Consider the following 16,582-nt stretch of genomic DNA (forward strand, 5'->3'; position numbering starts at 1 on the left):
GCGATCAGAAGGTTAGCGGTTCAGCTGACGCGGTATCCCGTTCTTCGGGGTTGGCGGGACGAATCTGACCGCGTTCCCGGACAAAGACGATGCGCTGGTCGGCCTGCTCGCTGTTGATGAATGTGCGGAAGCGCTGGCGCACCGCCGGATCGGAGATCGCGGTTTTCCATTCACACTGGTAGGTATCCACCACGTGTTGCATTTGTGCCTCGAGTTCGCTGCCGATACCCAGGCTGTCATCAATCAGGACCTGCTTCAGGTAGTCGAGGCCACCTTCCAGGCTTTCGCGCCAGGTGCTGGTGCGCTGCAGCCGGTCGGCGGTCCGCACGTAGAACATCAGGAAGCGGTCGATCAGGCGGATCAGCCCGGCCTTGTCGAGATCGCTGGCGATCAGCTCGGCGTGGCGTGGTTTCATGCCGCCGTTGCCGCAGACGTAGAGATTCCAGCCGCGCTCGGTGGCGATGATGCCGATATCCTTGCCCTGTGCCTCGGCACATTCGCGGGTGCAACCGGAAACACCGAACTTGATCTTGTGCGGCGCGCGCAAGCCCTTGTAGCGGTTCTCCAGTTCGATAGCCAGGCCGACCGAATCGTCGACACCGAAGCGGCACCAGGTGCTGCCGACACAGCTTTTGACCGTGCGCAGCGATTTGCCATAGGCATGCCCGGATTCGAAGCCGGCGGCGATCAGTTCTTCCCAGATCGTCGGTAGTTGCTCGACGCGGGCGCCGAACAGGTCGACGCGCTGGCCGCCGGTGACCTTGGTGTAGAGGCCGTACTTCTTCGCTACCTGGCCGACCGCGATCAAGCCATCCGGCGTCACTTCGCCACCCGGCATGCGTGGCACCACCGAATACGTGCCGTCCTTCTGGATGTTGCCGAGGAAATAATCGTTGCTGTCCTGCAGGCTGGCCAGTTCGTCTTTGAGCACGAACTCGTTCCAGCAGGAGGCGAAGATCGAGGCCGCCGTCGGCTTGCAGATATCGCAGCCGAGACCGTTGCCGTGTTGCGCAAGCAGATCCTCGAAGCTGCGGATTTCGCCGACCCGGATCAGGTGAAAGAGCTCCTGGCGCGAATACGGGAAATGTTCGCAAATATGGTTGTTGACCGTAAGACCCAGACGCGCCATCTCGGCCTTCATGATCTGCGTCACCAGCGGTACGCAACCGCCGCAGGCAGCGCCAGCCTTGGTGCAGGATTTGATCTGGGCGATGCTGGTCGCTCCGTCGGCGACTGCTGCGCAGATCTGGCCTTTGCTGACATTGTTGCAGGAGCAGATCTGGGCGTTGTCCGGCAGTGCGTCGGGGCCGAGCCCCGGCTTGGCCTTGCCATCGCTCGCGGGGAGTACGAGGAATTCGGGATTCTCCGGCAGGGCGATGCCATTCAGCGTCATCTGCAGCAGGGTGCCGTATTCGTCGGCATTGCCCACCAGCACGGCGCCAAGCAGGTGTTTGCCATCCTCGCTGACGACAATTTTCTTGTACACCTGTTTGCATTCGTCGGTGTAGCGGAAGCTGCGGCAGCCAGGTGTCTTGCCTTGGGCGTCGCCGATGCTGGCAACGTCGACACCCATCAGCTTGAGCTTGGTGCTCAGGTCGGCGCCACCGAAGGCCGCGCTCGTTTGTCCGGAGAGATGGCGGGCGACCACACGGGCCATTTCATAGCCGGGGGCGACGAGGCCGAACAACTGGTCGCGCCAGGCGGCACATTCACCGATTGCATAAATCTCCGGGTCGCTGGTCAGGCAGTGGTCATCAATCGCAATGCCGCCGCGGGGGCCAACGGCCAGGGCGTTCTGCCGGGCCAGTTCATCGCGCGGCCGGATGCCGGCAGAGAAGACGATCATGTCGGCTTCAAGGTGGAAACCGTCGTCGAACACCATGCGATGTCGGGCCGTTGCGCCGTCCCGGATTTCCTGGGTGCTGCGGCTGGTATGGACGCGGACGCCGAGTGCCTCGATCTTGCTGCGCAGCACACGCCCACCATCATCATCGACCTGAACGGCCATCAGGCGCGGCGCGAATTCAACGACATGGGTTTCCAAGCCGAGGTCGCGCAAGGCCTTGGCGCATTCCAGCCCCAGCAGACCGCCGCCGATGACCACGCCACTGCGCGAAAGCGCACCGGATGCCTGCATGGCCTCGAGGTCTTCGATGGTGCGATAGACGAAGCAGTGTTTGCGATCATTGCCCTTGATCGCCGGCACGTAGGGGTAGGAGCCGGTGGCCAGCACCAGCTTGTCATAGGACAGGGTTTCGCCGTCCTGTGTCGAGACCGTCTTGCGGCGGCGATCGATCGCCACGGCCCGGCTTTTCAGGCGAATGCGGAATCCGCTTTTGCTAAAAAAGCCATCGTCTGCAAGCGCGAGATCGGCAGCGGTTTTTCCAGCAAAGAACTCGGACAGGTGTACCCGGTCGTAGGCCATTCGCGGTTCCTCGCACAGGACCGTGACCTCCGCACCCGGAAGCTGGATTTGATGTAATTCTTCAAGAAATTTGTGGCCCACCATGCCGTGGCCGATGACGATTATCTTCATGATTGGTATTGCCCAGCCACTTCGGAAGGGCTTCGCGCATTACCTCGATAGCCGGTGAATGCCGGTTATCTGCATGAAGGCCTCCGCGATTTGCGGCGCATTGTCGGTTTGGAATTGCCGGATGGGGAAAAGTTGATCCATCCGGATTCCGCCGTCTTTGGCGGAGGCTGCTGCCCGGTGCTGCGTTGCACTCGGGCGGCAAGGTCTAAGCATGATTTGTGCCAGTCAAGATATCCCCGGTTTTGCCCACTACTGAACAAAAAGCGCTGAATTCAACTGGGGGCTTTGCACCACAAGCGTGCCCGGTGCGGCCAATATGGTGCGTTGCCAGACTTGCCCAGACAGCCCTACCACTTCATCTCGCCCTTGTTGACCTTGGCGCCGATGTCCAGCGCGATGCCCAGGCCGGCCTCGGGGTAGGCCTGACGCATCGTGGCGATCAGCGTCGCGGCGGCCTTCGCCCTGGCCAGTTCGCCTTCGAAGCGCTGCAGGTAATTGCGGGTGTAGTTGATCGCGCTTGCGTCCAGCGGTGTGCCGGGGGCCATGTGGCCGGGGACGACGATGGCCGGGCGGCGCGCCTGCATCTCGTCAAGCTGGGCCAGCCAGGCCTGACGCTCGGCGGCTGACTGCGTATCTGCGGTCCACACGTGCAGATTGCCAAAAACCGCGATGTTGCCGGCGATCGCCTGCAGCGACGGAATCCACACATACGGCCGGTGTGCCAGCACGCCGGTGGTGCCGTGAATTTCGATCGTTTCGCCGTCTACCGTCAGCGTGTTGCCGGCGATGGCTTCCGGCACGATCGGCTGGCGCGGCGCGTTGGCGCCGAGCTTCGGTCCCCAGAAGGCGAGTTTGCCAGCCAGCTTGGCGGCAATCCGCTCGCGCACTGCCGGCGTCGTCAGCACCCGGGCTTGCGGGAAGATTTCCTTCAGCGTTTCGGCGCCGAAGTAGAAATCGGGATCGGCGTTGCTGATGAAGATCGTCTTCAGCGTGCGGCCGCTGTCGAGCACGTTGGCAGCGACGCGCAGTGCGTCGGCACGAGTGAAGCCGGTGTCGATGACCAGCGCCTCGGACTTGCCGCTGACGACGACGGCGTTGACGTGGAAGCTGCCGGCGTCGGCGTTATGGACCTTGAGGCTGAGCGGCGGGGTTTCCTGGGCGCCGGCATTGCCGGCGGCGATCAGGCCGAAGCTGAGTGCGGGCAGCGCCAGGCGCAGGAACTTGAAGGATGCAGACATGGTTTTCTCCGTGAGCGTTGATCAGTGACGGAGTGAATTCTATTGACCTTGTATCACGCAAAAAACACCGTTCTGGTTTAATATTTATTGCGTAAATCGATGCAATTGGGAGCAAGCATGGACCGTCTGACCGCCGCCAGTGTCTTCGTCAGCGTCGCCGAACACGGCAGCCTGACTCAGGCCGCCGAACAACTCGACATGTCGGTGGCGATGGTCAGCCGCTATCTCGCCGCCATCGAGAAGTGGCTCGGTGCCCGTCTGCTGCACCGGACGACACGGCGCGTCAGTCTGACCGACGCCGGCCAGTCGGCGCTGCATTCGTGCCGGCAATTGCTCGGCCTCGCCGACGACATCGCACAGCAGGCCGGTGCCGCCAGCCAGGTGGCGCGCGGCACACTGCGCATCACCAGCGCGCTGTCCTTCGCCGAAGCGCAACTGGCGCCGGCGCTGGTCGACTTCCAGGCACGGCATCCGGAAGTCGCCGTCAACCTCTCGGCCACCGACCGCAGTGTCGACCTTGCTGCCGAGCGCATCGACCTTGCCGTGCGCATCACCAACACGCTCGAACCGACGCTGATCGCCCGTCCGCTGGCCGTCTGCCGCTCGGTGCTGTGCGCCGCGCCCTGCTACCTCGCCGCGCACCCGCCGATCCAGCACCCCGATGATCTGCAGCAACACCGTTGCCTCAGCCACAGTTTCGCCACGGGGGCTCGCTTCAATTTCCAGCGTGCCGGCGAGCGCATCGAAGTGCCGGTTAGTGAAAGCTTCTCGACCAACGACACTGCGATCATGCGTAGCGCCGTTCTTGCCGGCGGCGGCATCGGCGTGCTGCCGACCTACTATGTCGGTGAAGACCTGCGCCAGGGCCGCTTGCTGCGCCTGCTACCCGATTGTGAACTCGATACCCTCGGCATCCACGCACTCTTCCTGTCCCGCCAGTACCAGCCGCTGGCGCTGCGTCTGCTGCTCGATTTTCTGGTCGAGCGTTTCGGCGGTGCGGTGCCGTTCTGGGATCGCTGGGCGGGGGCGTGAGTGTCTAAGAGTGGTGTTGGGGTCTGTAAATCGGCCAGAGCAGCCGTTGCTATACATTGCATCTCAAGTCAGTTCAAAACCATAGAGCAGCCGCTACTCATTCATACATAGGCTCGCTCACCTCTAGGCAATGATGCGAGAATAAAACATCAAAAAATTACGCCTTGGGGTGGGGTATGAACTTAAGCAAAGTATCGATCCGCAATTTTCGACGCCTAGAAAATGTCGCAATCGACATTGAAGACAAAGAAACTATCTTTGTTGGGCCGAACAATAGCGGCAAAACCACTGCAACGGCAGTTTTTCGCTGCTTCCTCGGCGGGCGTGATTTCGCTATTCATGACTTCTCGGTGGCCCGCTCAGCAGATTTCGAACGATTTGCTGCATCGGGCAACGCGCTCGACTTACCGGAGATCAGTCTCGATCTGTGGTTTACGATCGATCCTGAGTCGATCGCTTTTGGGCGCGTATTTACTTTGCTACCGAAGCTTTCAGACTACACCAAGGTTGGATTTCGGCTTTCTTACGGCATCGAAGATCCAAAAAAGCTTCACGAGCAATATCTTGCTGCTTACCCTGTTGGCGAAAATGGAAAGCGCGCAAAGACGCTCCTCCAGTATCTTGCCGCAGACAGCAATCTTGGCCGCCATTCGGTCGTCAGGTACGCGTCACTTGAGGAAAATGCGGCCGAAGGCGCTGAGATCGAAGTGATTCCAACCCCATTGGAGCCAAATGAGGGGAAGCGACTGGTCAAGCACCTGATTCGAGTCGAATTTATTGACGCGCAGCGTAATATCAACGATGACGATAACAGTCGGAGTAACCGGCTATCCACTGCCTTTGCCTCCTACTACCGAAAGAATCTCGAACAGGCTGAATACGCTGTAGAGGCCCACAAAGTCATTGATGAAAATAACAGGCAACTCACTGAGCATTACCAGGTTCAGTTCAAGCCTCTTTTCGACCTGATCAAAGGACTAGGTGTCCCATCCGTCAATGATCGCGAGCTTCGCATAGTGTCGTCGCTTAGCCCAGAAACTGCGCTGCGCGGTAGCACCGATCTTCTTTATGTCGATCCCGGTCGGGAGCACGAGTTGCCAGAACTCTATAACGGTCTTGGCTTCAAGAATCTTATCTTCATGGCAATTCAGGCAAGGCACTTCCACTCACAGTGGTTGTTGACGGCCGAAAACCGGCCATTGTGCCTGCTCATTTTTATTGAGGAGCCGGAAGTTCATCTTCACGCGCAGGTTCAACAAACCTTCATTGCCAATATATGGGAGGTGATCAATCAATCTGCCAAGGCTGCTCAACTACCACATATGGTGCCGCAGCTGTTGGTGACGACTCATTCCTCACATGTGCTTGATGCAGTCGATTTTGAAAAGGTTCGCTATTTTCAGCGCTGCCATCTGATCAACGAGGCATCCAATGGCGGTATCCGCAATGCGTCCGATGTTAAGAGCTTGCGCGCCTTTCAGCCTGAAGCCGATGTGCTCGACGATGTCCCTATTTCGCCTGCGGACTCGCTCGCCTTCCTGAAGCGATACCTTCGCCTCACGCATTGTGATCTTTTCTTTGCCGACGGGGCCGTTTTAGTCGAAGGGGCCGTTGAAAAACTGCTGATGCCTTCAATGATTGAGAAGTCGGCAAACCGCTTGAGTTCGACCTATCTCACGGTTCTTGAGGTTGGTGGTGCATATGCGCATCGCTTCGACGGACTGCTTGCGTTCCTTCGCATCCCGTATCTTGTCATCACTGACATAGATTCCGTCGAGCCTACTGGATACCCAAGTACATGCCGCGCGGACGTTCCTGGTGCGCGCACTTCGAACGCGTCACTGAAGAAACTCTGTGGCAAAAATACTGTGAGTGACCTGGTGACAATGTTGGCGACTGAGAAAGTCGATAATGCCAAAGACCGGTGCGTTGCCTTTCAAACGGATGTCCTGGTAGAGGAAGGTGGCGTCCAAGTCATGATGCGCCCGCGCACGCTTGAGGAAGCAATCGCTTACGAGAACTTTTCGCTTCTGCGGTCGGGAGATATATCGATCGGTACCGCAATCCCAGACACCCTGCCGGAAGCCTATCAGCAGATATATGACCGAATTCGCTCTGACAATTTCAAGAAGACAGCCTTTGCAATGAGTCTTCTCGCCGGAAAACAGACTTGGTCTGTGCCGACCTATATTTCCGAGGGCCTTGGCTGGCTAGAGACACGATTTTGCGGTCCCGCTCCCGGCGTTGGTGTTCCGGGAACGACTAGCGAGGCTTCAGCATGATTGAGAAAGTCGAAACAGTGGCTGATGTACTTGTTCGTGCAAGCTTGGACAAGCATCAGAGCTTCGCTCTTATTGCCGGTGCGGGTTCAGGGAAGACCAGTTCTCTCGTGGAGGCCTTGGAGCGGATTCGCGAGCGAGAAGGGCATTGGCTTCGGCAAAATGGGCAGCGCGTTGCCTGTATTACCTTCACCAACCGTGCTGTTGAAGTAATCAAGGCACGTCTCGGGTTCGACGATCTATATCAAGTGTCGACGCTGCATAGTTTTTTGTGGGGTCAAATCGGCTGCTTCCAGTTCGATATCCGAGAAGCTCTGCGCTTATGTCGCTTGCCAATGCTGATTGCCAAGGAGCAGGCTAAAGATAACGGAGGCAACAGCAGGGCAGCGACTGAAGCTAGGGCCAAGGCAAAACGGTTCGAGCAAGACCTTGAGGTGCTCGATACGGTAGAGCACTTCGAGTATAGCGATGCCCCAGTCGGCGATTATCAGAACGGCCAGCTCGCTCACGACGATATCATCGAGATTGCGACCTATCTGTTTGAAGCGAACGAGACCTTCAGGCGAATCACTGGTCTGCGGTTCCCCTATATCTTTGTAGATGAAGCTCAGGATACGTTTGAGGGGATCGTTGCTGGCCTTAACCTCGTCTGTGCCGCTGAAGGGCTTCCGATCATCGGCTACTTCGGTGACCCGTGGCAGCAAATCTATGACCGCAGTGCCGGTTCCTTCGCTCCACCAGCGAATGGCATAACGATCTCAAAGACCGAGAATTTTCGGTGCTCCGAAAGCGTCATTCGGCTACTTAATGCATTTCGTGATGACGTAAAGCAGTATGCGGCGGGCGAAAGCAAGGGACGAGAAGGGAGCGTTATATTTCGTCTTGTAAAGGCGGAAAAGCCGGAGATGCAACGTAATCGATACTCTGAGGAGCAGATAACGCGGGCGCTGGGGAAAATGGACGCTGCACTTATTGATTGGGGCTGGAATGAACGCGATGACGTCATCCGGTTGTTTCTAGTCCGCCAAATGATCGCAAGGCGGATGGGGTTTTCCAAACTAAATAGGCTATTTAATGGGCCTTATGCATCGTCGCGGACCGAGGATGCTTTTGAGGCTGGTGAGCATTTCTTGCTCATGCCGCTGACTACAACTATTTATCCATTGGTAGCAGCTCACAAAACTGAGGACAGCCGCCAGATCATCGACCTCTTGCGGCGTGACAGTCCAGCATTCGCCGTCGACGGCATGAATGCAACCAAAACACTCAAAGCCATGATCGATACCTCCCGTTCGCTGGTCGGTCAGCTGGACATGCGCTGGACGTCAGGCACAGTCAAAGACGTGCTGCAGTTTTGTGTCGACAAGCAGATCATTCGTGCATCGGAGAAGTTGCGCGAGCATCTTGAGCGTGTGCCACGTACTGAGGAATACGATGAATCAATCCATAGCCTGGATAAGGGAGATTGGCTTGCCGATGCGTTCTTCAGTATGGATACGACAGAAATTCCTCCCTATACCTCGTTCATCTCAAAAAACACGGCGTACAGTACTCAACACGGCGTCAAAGGTGAGGAATATCCTAAGGTGATGGTGGTTTATGACGACATCGAGGCAAATTGGAGCAACTACAGCTTCTGCAAGATACTGACGCCGGAAACTGCGGGAGAGCCAACGGACGGGCAGCGGGCGCGGAGCCGAAAGTTGGCCTATGTTTCCTTTTCAAGGGCACTAGAAGACCTTCGCGTATTGTTTTTTACACCAGATCCAGAGGCCGCACGGCAGGAATTGATTGCCAAGAAATTACTTGAGCCAGACCAGATTGAGTTAGCGTGATAGCCAAATTGCCTCAACGAATGCCCGCTTAGGAGGCGGATTCGGTCGTTCGTTTACAGCAATCTGACAGTCCGCAACGGCCGAAATGTCGCCGCGCAGCATGCCACCAGAGTTCTGCTCGAATAGCTCAGTAAACTGAAACTTGGTTGGCTTGCCTGGAAAACTTAAAAGCACGAAATCACTGCTTTCTGCTGCTCTTGGATGTGATGAAGTCTCCAAAACCCTTGTAGCACAGAGGTTAGCTATCTCACCTTAAGCTGCGGGCGAGAATGTCGTCCAAAATTCCACTTGACTACATCATATCGATATAACTAATATCATCGATATGAAATCCGACTACCGCCAAACCATCCCCCCGCAGTGGGCCGTCATGTCCAAGATTTTCGTTGCCCTGGGCGACGAGCATCGGCAGCGCATCTTGCTGTTGTTCGAGCCGGGCGAGCGGCTGAATGTCGGGCAGATTGCCGAAGTTTCGACGCTGGCGCGGTCGACCGTGTCGCATCACCTGAAAGTTCTTCATGAGTCTGGCGTGCTGGCCTCGGAGAAGATCGGCAAGGAGGTGTGGTTCTGGATCGACCGGCAGGCGCTGGAAACCACCTTTACCAATGTCCTCGATTACGTTCGGGAGTTCACCTGATGCGTGCCTTGTTGCGTCCATTTTTGCGAGTGATTGTCCGCTTGCTGTTCCGCGTCGATGTGCAGTTTCGCCAGGCCAATTTTTCCCAGCCCAAACTGTTGATCGTCGCCAATCACGAATCCTTTCTTGATGGTTTGTTGCTCGGTTTGTTCCTGCCGGTCGATCCGGTTTTCGTCGTGCATACCGGGATCGTGCAGCAGTGGGTGTTTCGGCTGCTGTTGTCGCAGGTCGATTATCTGGCGGTCGATCCGACCAGTCCGATGGCGATGAAGAAGGTCATCCGGCTGATCGAGGCCGGGCGGCCGGTGGTGATTTTTCCGGAAGGCCGGATCACCCAGACGGGTTCGTTGATGAAGGTGTACGACGGCCCCGCCTTCGTCGCCGCGAAGACCGGCGCGACGGTGATCCCGGTGCGCGTCGATGGCGCTTCGCGTTCTTACTTCTCGCGGGTGTCGGGTAAATATCCGAAGGAAATTTTCCCGAAAATCCGCCTGACCGTACTGCCGGAAGCGCATTTTCCGATGCCGGTGGCGTCGACCGCAAAATTGCGTCGACGCATGGCTGGCGTGCAGATGCGCAAGCTGATGCAGGCAATGATTTTTGCCTCACGGCCGGCGCAGACGCTGTACGGCGCGCTGTGCGATGCCGCGGTGCTGTTTGGTCGGGGGCGCTTGTTGCTGGAGGACGTCAAGCAGATCGAGTATTCGTACAACGATCTGCTCAAGATGGCGTTGATCCTGACGCGGCAGATCGAACGCGTGTCGCGGCCGGGCGAGAAAGTCGGGCTGTTGCTACCCAATCTGGTGCCGACAATTGGCCTGATTTTCGGGTTGACCGCAAGAAAACGCGTGCCGGCCATGCTCAACTACACCGCCGGCACCGACGCGATGCAGGCTGCCTGTACGGCCGCCGAGGTGAAGACGGTGCTTACCTCGCGCGCCTTTGTCGAACAGGCCAAGCTCGGCGACAAGCTGGCCGGCTTGCAGGGCATCGACTTGCTCTATCTGGAAGACATTCGGGACCGCATCAGTTTCGCCGACAAACTTTGGCTGGTGCTGTGGGCGCTGCGTTTTCCGCGTGCCTTCGAATTACGTACCTCACCGGAAGATGCGGCGGTGGTGCTGTTCACCTCCGGTTCCGAGGGCAAGCCGAAAGGTGTCGTGCTACCGCACCGGGCGATCCTTGCCAACATCGCGCAGATTCGCGCAGTGATCGATTTCTCGGTCGATGACAAGGTGCTCAACGCGCTGCCGATCTTCCACAGCTTCGGCCTGACCGCCGGCGCGCTGCTGCCGGTGTTGACCGGCGCCAACCTCTTTCTCTACCCGTCGCCGCTGCATTACCGGGTGATCCCGGAAATCGCCTACGACCGGGGCTGCACCGTGCTCTTCGGCACGTCGACTTTCCTGGGGAATTACGCCAAGTTCGCCAATCCCTATGATTTCTACCGCCTGCGCTACGTTGTCGCCGGTGCCGAGAAGCTTTCTGATGCGGTGCGCAGTCTGTGGTTCGAGAAATTCGGCGTGCGCATCTTCGAAGGCTACGGCGCCACCGAAACGGCGCCCGTTCTTGCGGTCAACACGCCGATGGCCTACAAAACCGGCACCGTCGGCAACCTGCTGCCGGGCATCGAATACAAGCTGGTGCCGGTGCCGGGCATCGCCAAGGGCGGCATCCTGCATGTCCGTGGCCCCAATGTGATGGCCGGCTACCTCAAGGTCGATCAGCCGGGTGTCTTGCAACCGCCAGCCTCGGCCGTCGGCGATGGCTGGTATGAAACCGGCGACGTGGTCGACATCGACGACGAGGGGTTCGTGAAAATCGTCGGCCGGGTCAAGCGCTTCGCCAAAATCGCCGGCGAAATGATCAGTCTGGAAATCGTCGAAAAACTCGCCGTCGCCGCCTCGCCGGACAAGCAGCACGCAGCGTCTAGCCAGCCGGACGAAAGCAAGGGCGAGGCGCTGGTGCTGTTCACCACCGACCCGGCACTGAGCCGCGAGATGCTGGCGGCCAAAGCGCGTGAACTCGGTCTGCCGGAACTGGCCGTGCCGCGGAAGATCCAGGTGGTCGAAGCGCTGCCGTTGCTCGGCACGGGCAAGATCGATTACGTGACGCTGAAACAGATGGCGGAGGCCGCATGATGACTTTCAATGCGCAACGCCGCCGCCTGCTCGGCTTTCTTGCCGGCGGCACCGCCCTGACTGCCGCCGGGGTCAGTCTGGCCAAGCCGGTTGTCGTCAATCCCTGCCGCGCAGCCATCCCGGTGCGGCTGCTCGATAGCCCTTGGCTCAAGCAGGCCTGGGCCGGCATCGATCCGGCCGGGCTGTGGGATTGCCACGTCCATCTGGCCGGGTTGGGCGATGGTGGTAGCGGTATCGAGATCGGGCCGCAACTGTCGTCGCCGCTACAGCCGGTGCATTACGCGCAGCGCCTGTTCTACATGAACGCCGGTTGCGCCCACGACGCGGCGGGGGCAGTCGATGCTGCCTACGTCGCGCGCCTGCTCAATCTGTGCGACGCGATGCCCGAGGGCTTCAAGGTCATGCTCTTTGCCTTCGAGCGTTTTCACGACACGGCCGGCCACGCCCACCCCGAGCATTCGGCGTTCTACGTGCCGAACGCCTGGGCAGAGAAACTGGCGCGGGAATTCCCGGCGCGCTTCGAGTGGGTCGCCTCGCTACATCCTTATCACGCTACTGCGGTCGACGACCTGAAACAGGCAATTTCCAGCGGCGCCCGCGCCGTCAAATGGTTGCCGGCAGCGCAGGGCATGGACCCGGCGTCGGCAAAATGCGATGCCTTCTACCGCGTCCTCGCCGAATCCGGGACGCCGCTGATCGTCCATTGTGGCGAGGAGAAGGCAGTCAAGGGCAGCGACACGCAGGTCTTCGGCAATCCATTGCGCCTGCGCCGGGCGCTCGATCTTGGCGTCAAGGTCGTGGTCGCCCATTGCGCAACGATGGGTAACGATGTCGACGACGATGGCAAGGTGCGTCGCAGTTTCGACCTTTTTCTCAAGGCGATGGCTGAACCGCGCGCCAAGGGGTTGCTCCATGGCGATGTCTCGGCGATCACGCTGCGCAATCGCCAGCCGACAGTGATTCGCACGCTGCTCGAGCGGGAAGATTTGCACGAGCGCCTGCTGCACGGCTCCGATTACCCGCTGCCCGGCGTACTGCCGCTGATTTCATCGGCGACGCTGGCGCGGGCCGGGTTGCTACCGAAGGACGCGGTTGGTGATCTCGATACATTGCGCGAGCACAACCCGTTACTTTTCGATTTCGTTCTCAAGCGCCTGCTCAACTGGCAGGGCCATTCCTTCTCGCCGGCGGTGTTCAATACCCGGCGCATTTTTACGGTCGACCAGTCATGAGCGGACAATTCGGACTTCTCAGGGAAAAGCGTTTCGCCCCCTTCTTCGTTACGCAGTTTCTCGGCGCGTTCAACGACAACCTGTTCAAGAACGCGTTGGTGGTCTTGCTGACTTTCCAGGCGGCGCAATGGACGACGCTGCCGGCAGAGTTGCTGGCCAATCTGGCGGCCGGTGTATTCATCCTGCCGTTCTTCCTGTTTTCAGCCACGGCCGGCCAACTGGCCGACAAGTACGACAAGGCGTCGCTGGCCCGGCTGGTCAAGGTGCTGGAGATGGCGATCATGGCGATTGCCGGCGCCGGTTTCTTCCTGCATAGCCTGACTGTGCTGATGACCGCGCTATTTCTGCTCGGCCTGCATTCGACCTTGTTCGGGCCGGTCAAGTACGCCATCCTGCCGCAGCATTTGCAGGCCGATGAACTGGTTGGGGGCAATGCGCTGATCGAAGCCGGTACCTTCGTTGCCATCCTGATCGGTACCTTGGCCGGTGGTCTGCTTGCCGGTTCGGTCGAGCATCCGGCGTGGATTGCGCTTGGCGGTTTCTGCGTTGCCGTGGCCGGCTATTTCACCAGTCGCGGCATTCCGGCGGCGCCGGCCCCGGAGCCGGGGCTGACGGTCAATCTCAATCCGTTCTCCGAAACCTGTCGCAACATCACATTTGCCCGGCAGAACCGCACGGTGTTCCTGTCGATACTTGGCATCTCGTGGTTCTGGCTGTACGGCGCGATGTTCCTGGCGCAGTTCCCGGTCTATGCGAAAAATGTACTGGGCGGCGGCGAGATGGTGGTCACGCTGTTGCTGGCGGTATTCACGGTGGGGATCGGCATTGGCTCTCTGCTTTGCGAACGCATGTCGGGCAAGCAGGTCGAGATCGGTCTGGTGCCCTTCGGCTCGATTGGCCTGACGCTGTTCGGGCTGGATCTCTGCTTTGCCTCGCCGGTTGGTCTGGTTGGCACGACGGCGCATGAACTGGGTGCCTTGCTGACGCTGCCGGCTGTCTGGCATGTGTTGTTCGATTTGCTGATGCTGGGCATGTTCGGCGGTTTTTTCATCGTGCCGCTGTATGCCCTGGTGCAGTCACGCAGCGAGGCCGGACATCGGGCGCGAATCATCGCCGCCAACAATATCCTCAACGCCTTGTTCATGGTCGTCGGTGCGCTCGGCGCGGCAGCGGCGCTCGGGGCGGGGATGTCGATCCCGGCACTGTTCGGCGTTGCGGCGCTGCTCAACGCGGCGGTGGCGGTGTATATCTACGGCTTGGTGCCGGAATTCCTGCTGCGTTTCATTGCCTGGTTGCTGGTCAAGGCGGTGTACCGGCTGCGTCGCGAGGGGATCGAGCAGATTCCGCTGAACGGGCCGGCCGTGCTGGTCGCCAACCACGTCAGCTTCGCCGACGCGGTGATCTTGCTGGGGGCATCGCCGCGGCCCATCCGTTTCGTCATGGATCACCGCATTTTCCAGACGCCCGTGCTGGGCTTCATCTTCCGCCATTCCGGCGCGATTCCCATTGCTTCGGCCAAGGACGATCCGGCCTTGATGGAAAAAGCCTTCGCCGAGGTGTCGACCGCACTCGCCAACGGTGAACTGGTCGGTATCTTCCCGGAAGGCAACATCACCCGCGATGGCGAGTTGCAGCCCTTCCGGCCGGGCATCGCGCGCATTCTTGCGGCCAATCCGGTGCCGGTCGTGCCGATGGCGCTGTCCGGGCTGTGGGGCAGTTTTTTCTCGCGCATCGACGGCGAGGCGATGAAAACGCCATTTCGTCGTGGCATGTTCTCGCATATCGTGCTGCGCGTCGGCACGCCGCTGGCAGCCGATGCGGCGACGCTGCCGGTGCTGCACGAGCGCGTGCTGGCCTTGCGTGGGGGGCTCAAATAGGCGCCGATCATGACCCGCAAGGGCACTGGGGCCGGTAAAATTGCCCCTTTGCCCGCCGCGCCCAAATGACCACCGCTGCCCAGATTCCTGCCGACCCGTTCGCCGTCCTGGCGAATACCGAAACCCAGCGGCTTGCCGCACGCATGGCACAAGATGCCTTTGCCGCTGTCTTCCGCATGGCGGTAACGCCGGATAGCGATATCGAAACGGGGGCGCTCGGCGAGTTGGCCGGGCGCTGTTACAACTGGAGCCAGGCGGGCGCCGACCAGGAAGCCTGCGCGCTGCGCCTGGCCTTGCTGATCGCCGGCCTCGATCAGTGGGGGCTGGCTTATACGCAGGCATTTCATCTCAATGCAATTCCCGCGCTGACGGCGCTGATCGGCGGTTTGCGGACACGGCTCGATGCGCAAGCCGATGCGCGCTTCCAGAAGTATTTTTCGACACTTGCTGACAATGAGTTTGCCGTTGTCGATTTCAAGGTCGAACTGCGCCGGGCCATCCATCTTGCGCTGTGGCACGCGATGGCCGCTTGCGAAACGGCTGAGCAGGTCCAGGGTATCGTCCAGTCCTTGGGCAGCATGATGCTCGGACTGAACGAACAAATGCCGGCACTCGGCTGGCGCCTGCTGGCGGATGCGCTGGCCAGCATCCAGATCTCGTTGCTGGCCGATGGCAGCGCTTCCGCACTGGCACAGGATGGCACGCAGCAACTGTTTGCCTCCTTGCGTCATGCCTTGCCGGCTGAGCGCTACCAGGCCATCCTCGCCCATTCCGGGCAGGCTCTCCTTGCCTGGCAGCAAGCAAAACGCGCCCACGCGCAGGCTCAGGATGGGCAAGGTAGAATCGACGCATGACATTGTCCGCGCTCAAGGAAAGACTGGGGCTTTATGGAAAGCTGATGCGGCTGGACAAGCCGATCGGTATTCTGCTGCTGCTCTGGCCGACGCTGTGGGCTTTGTGGCTGTCGGCCGATGGGCGACCGGATTGGACGGTGCTGGGCGTTTTTGTGTTGGGGACCGTGCTGATGCGTTCCGCCGGCTGTGTGATCAATGACTATGCCGACCGCGATTTCGACAAGCACGTCGAGCGCACCAGGGAACGCCCGCTGACTGCCGGCCGGGTCAGCACCAAGGAAGCGCTGCGCCTCTTCGCCGTGCTTTGTCTGCTGTCTTTCGCGCTGGTGCTGGCGCTGGGCAAATCACTGGTCATCTGGTTGTCGATTCCGGCGGTTTTTTTGGCCGCCAGCTATCCTTTCACCAAGCGTTTCTTCGCCATTCCGCAAGCCTATCTCGGGATTGCTTTCGGTTTCGGTATCCCGATGGCTTACGCTGCGCATCTTGGCAGCGTGCCGGCTGAAGCCTGGTGGATGTTGCTGGCCAATGTGTTCTGGGCGGTGGCCTACGATACCGAATACGCCATGGTGGACCGCGAGGACGACTTGAAAATCGGCATCAAGACCTCGGCCATCACCTTTGGCCGCTTCGATGTGGCTGCCGTCATGGCGTGCTATGGCGTGACGCTGCTCATCCTTGGCGCGCTGGGTCTGGCGCGTGATTTCGGCGCCTTTTATTTTGCCGGGATCGCTGCAGCAGCAGCGATTGCCGGTGTGCATTTCAGCTGGATTCGTGATCGTCAGCGCATGGCCTGTTTCAAGGCTTTCTTGCATAACAACTACATCGGCCTGATGATTTTTCTTGGATTGTTACTTGAGTTTTTGACGCGATAACTGCCCTGAAGGGGCGATGTCGGGTGGTTGGGCCAAAAGGGGGCGGGGG

11 protein-coding genes are annotated in these 16,582 nt (G+C 59.4%); 9 read left to right on the plus strand and 2 right to left on the minus strand.

Annotated features, from left to right (window positions below):
- Positions 1 to 4: 4 nt before the first annotated feature.
- Entirely contained in the window at positions 5 to 2,536 is a 2,532-nt protein-coding gene (gene nirB / locus RCI20_RS11395; protein ID WP_306605577.1) for a nitrite reductase large subunit NirB, read from the minus strand.
- A gap of 347 nt (positions 2,537 to 2,883) precedes the next feature.
- Entirely contained in the window at positions 2,884 to 3,774 is an 891-nt protein-coding gene (locus RCI20_RS11400; protein ID WP_306605579.1) for an MBL fold metallo-hydrolase, read from the minus strand.
- 117 nt (positions 3,775 to 3,891) lie between these two features.
- Between RCI20_RS11400 and RCI20_RS11405 the strand changes: the two genes are divergently transcribed.
- From RCI20_RS11405 to ubiA, 9 genes are all read left to right on the plus strand, one after another.
- A complete protein-coding gene (locus RCI20_RS11405; RefSeq protein ID WP_306605581.1) occupies positions 3,892 to 4,806 on the plus strand; it encodes a LysR family transcriptional regulator in 915 nt (304 codons plus the stop codon).
- Between the two features lie 176 nt (positions 4,807 to 4,982).
- Positions 4,983 to 7,088, plus strand: a complete 2,106-nt coding sequence (locus RCI20_RS11410) for an ATP-dependent endonuclease (protein WP_306605583.1) — start codon at positions 4,983 to 4,985, stop codon at positions 7,086 to 7,088.
- Positions 7,085 to 8,920, plus strand: coding sequence for a UvrD-helicase domain-containing protein (locus RCI20_RS11415; RefSeq protein ID WP_306605585.1), 1,836 nt, complete (start codon positions 7,085 to 7,087; stop codon positions 8,918 to 8,920). Before RCI20_RS11410 ends, RCI20_RS11415 begins: the two co-directional genes overlap by 4 nt.
- Before the next feature lie 370 nt (positions 8,921 to 9,290).
- Positions 9,291 to 9,557, plus strand: a complete 267-nt coding sequence (locus tag RCI20_RS11420; protein WP_306605587.1) for a helix-turn-helix transcriptional regulator — start codon at positions 9,291 to 9,293, stop codon at positions 9,555 to 9,557.
- Complete coding sequence (aas, locus tag RCI20_RS11425; RefSeq protein WP_306605589.1) at positions 9,557 to 11,698, plus strand: bifunctional acyl-ACP--phospholipid O-acyltransferase/long-chain-fatty-acid--ACP ligase; 2,142 nt, start codon at positions 9,557 to 9,559, stop codon at positions 11,696 to 11,698. Before RCI20_RS11420 ends, aas begins: the two co-directional genes overlap by 1 nt.
- Positions 11,695 to 12,930 (plus strand): amidohydrolase family protein, encoded by a 1,236-nt coding sequence (locus tag RCI20_RS11430; RefSeq protein ID WP_306605591.1) that lies wholly within the window; start codon positions 11,695 to 11,697, stop codon positions 12,928 to 12,930. Before aas ends, RCI20_RS11430 begins: the two co-directional genes overlap by 4 nt.
- On the plus strand, positions 12,927 to 14,807 hold the full coding sequence (locus RCI20_RS11435; protein WP_306605593.1) for an MFS transporter: 1,881 nt from the start codon (positions 12,927 to 12,929) through the stop codon (positions 14,805 to 14,807). Before RCI20_RS11430 ends, RCI20_RS11435 begins: the two co-directional genes overlap by 4 nt.
- Before the next feature lie 65 nt (positions 14,808 to 14,872).
- A complete protein-coding gene (locus RCI20_RS11440) occupies positions 14,873 to 15,661 on the plus strand; it encodes a hypothetical protein (protein ID WP_306605595.1) in 789 nt (262 codons plus the stop codon).
- Complete coding sequence (gene ubiA, locus RCI20_RS11445; RefSeq protein WP_306605597.1) at positions 15,658 to 16,533, plus strand: 4-hydroxybenzoate octaprenyltransferase; 876 nt, start codon at positions 15,658 to 15,660, stop codon at positions 16,531 to 16,533. The genes RCI20_RS11440 and ubiA overlap by 4 nt, the downstream gene beginning before the upstream one ends.
- Positions 16,534 to 16,582 lie beyond the last annotated feature (49 nt).

It is taken from the genome of Azonexus sp., assembly GCF_030824335.1.
Classification (GTDB): Bacteria; Pseudomonadota; Gammaproteobacteria; order Burkholderiales; family Rhodocyclaceae; genus Azonexus.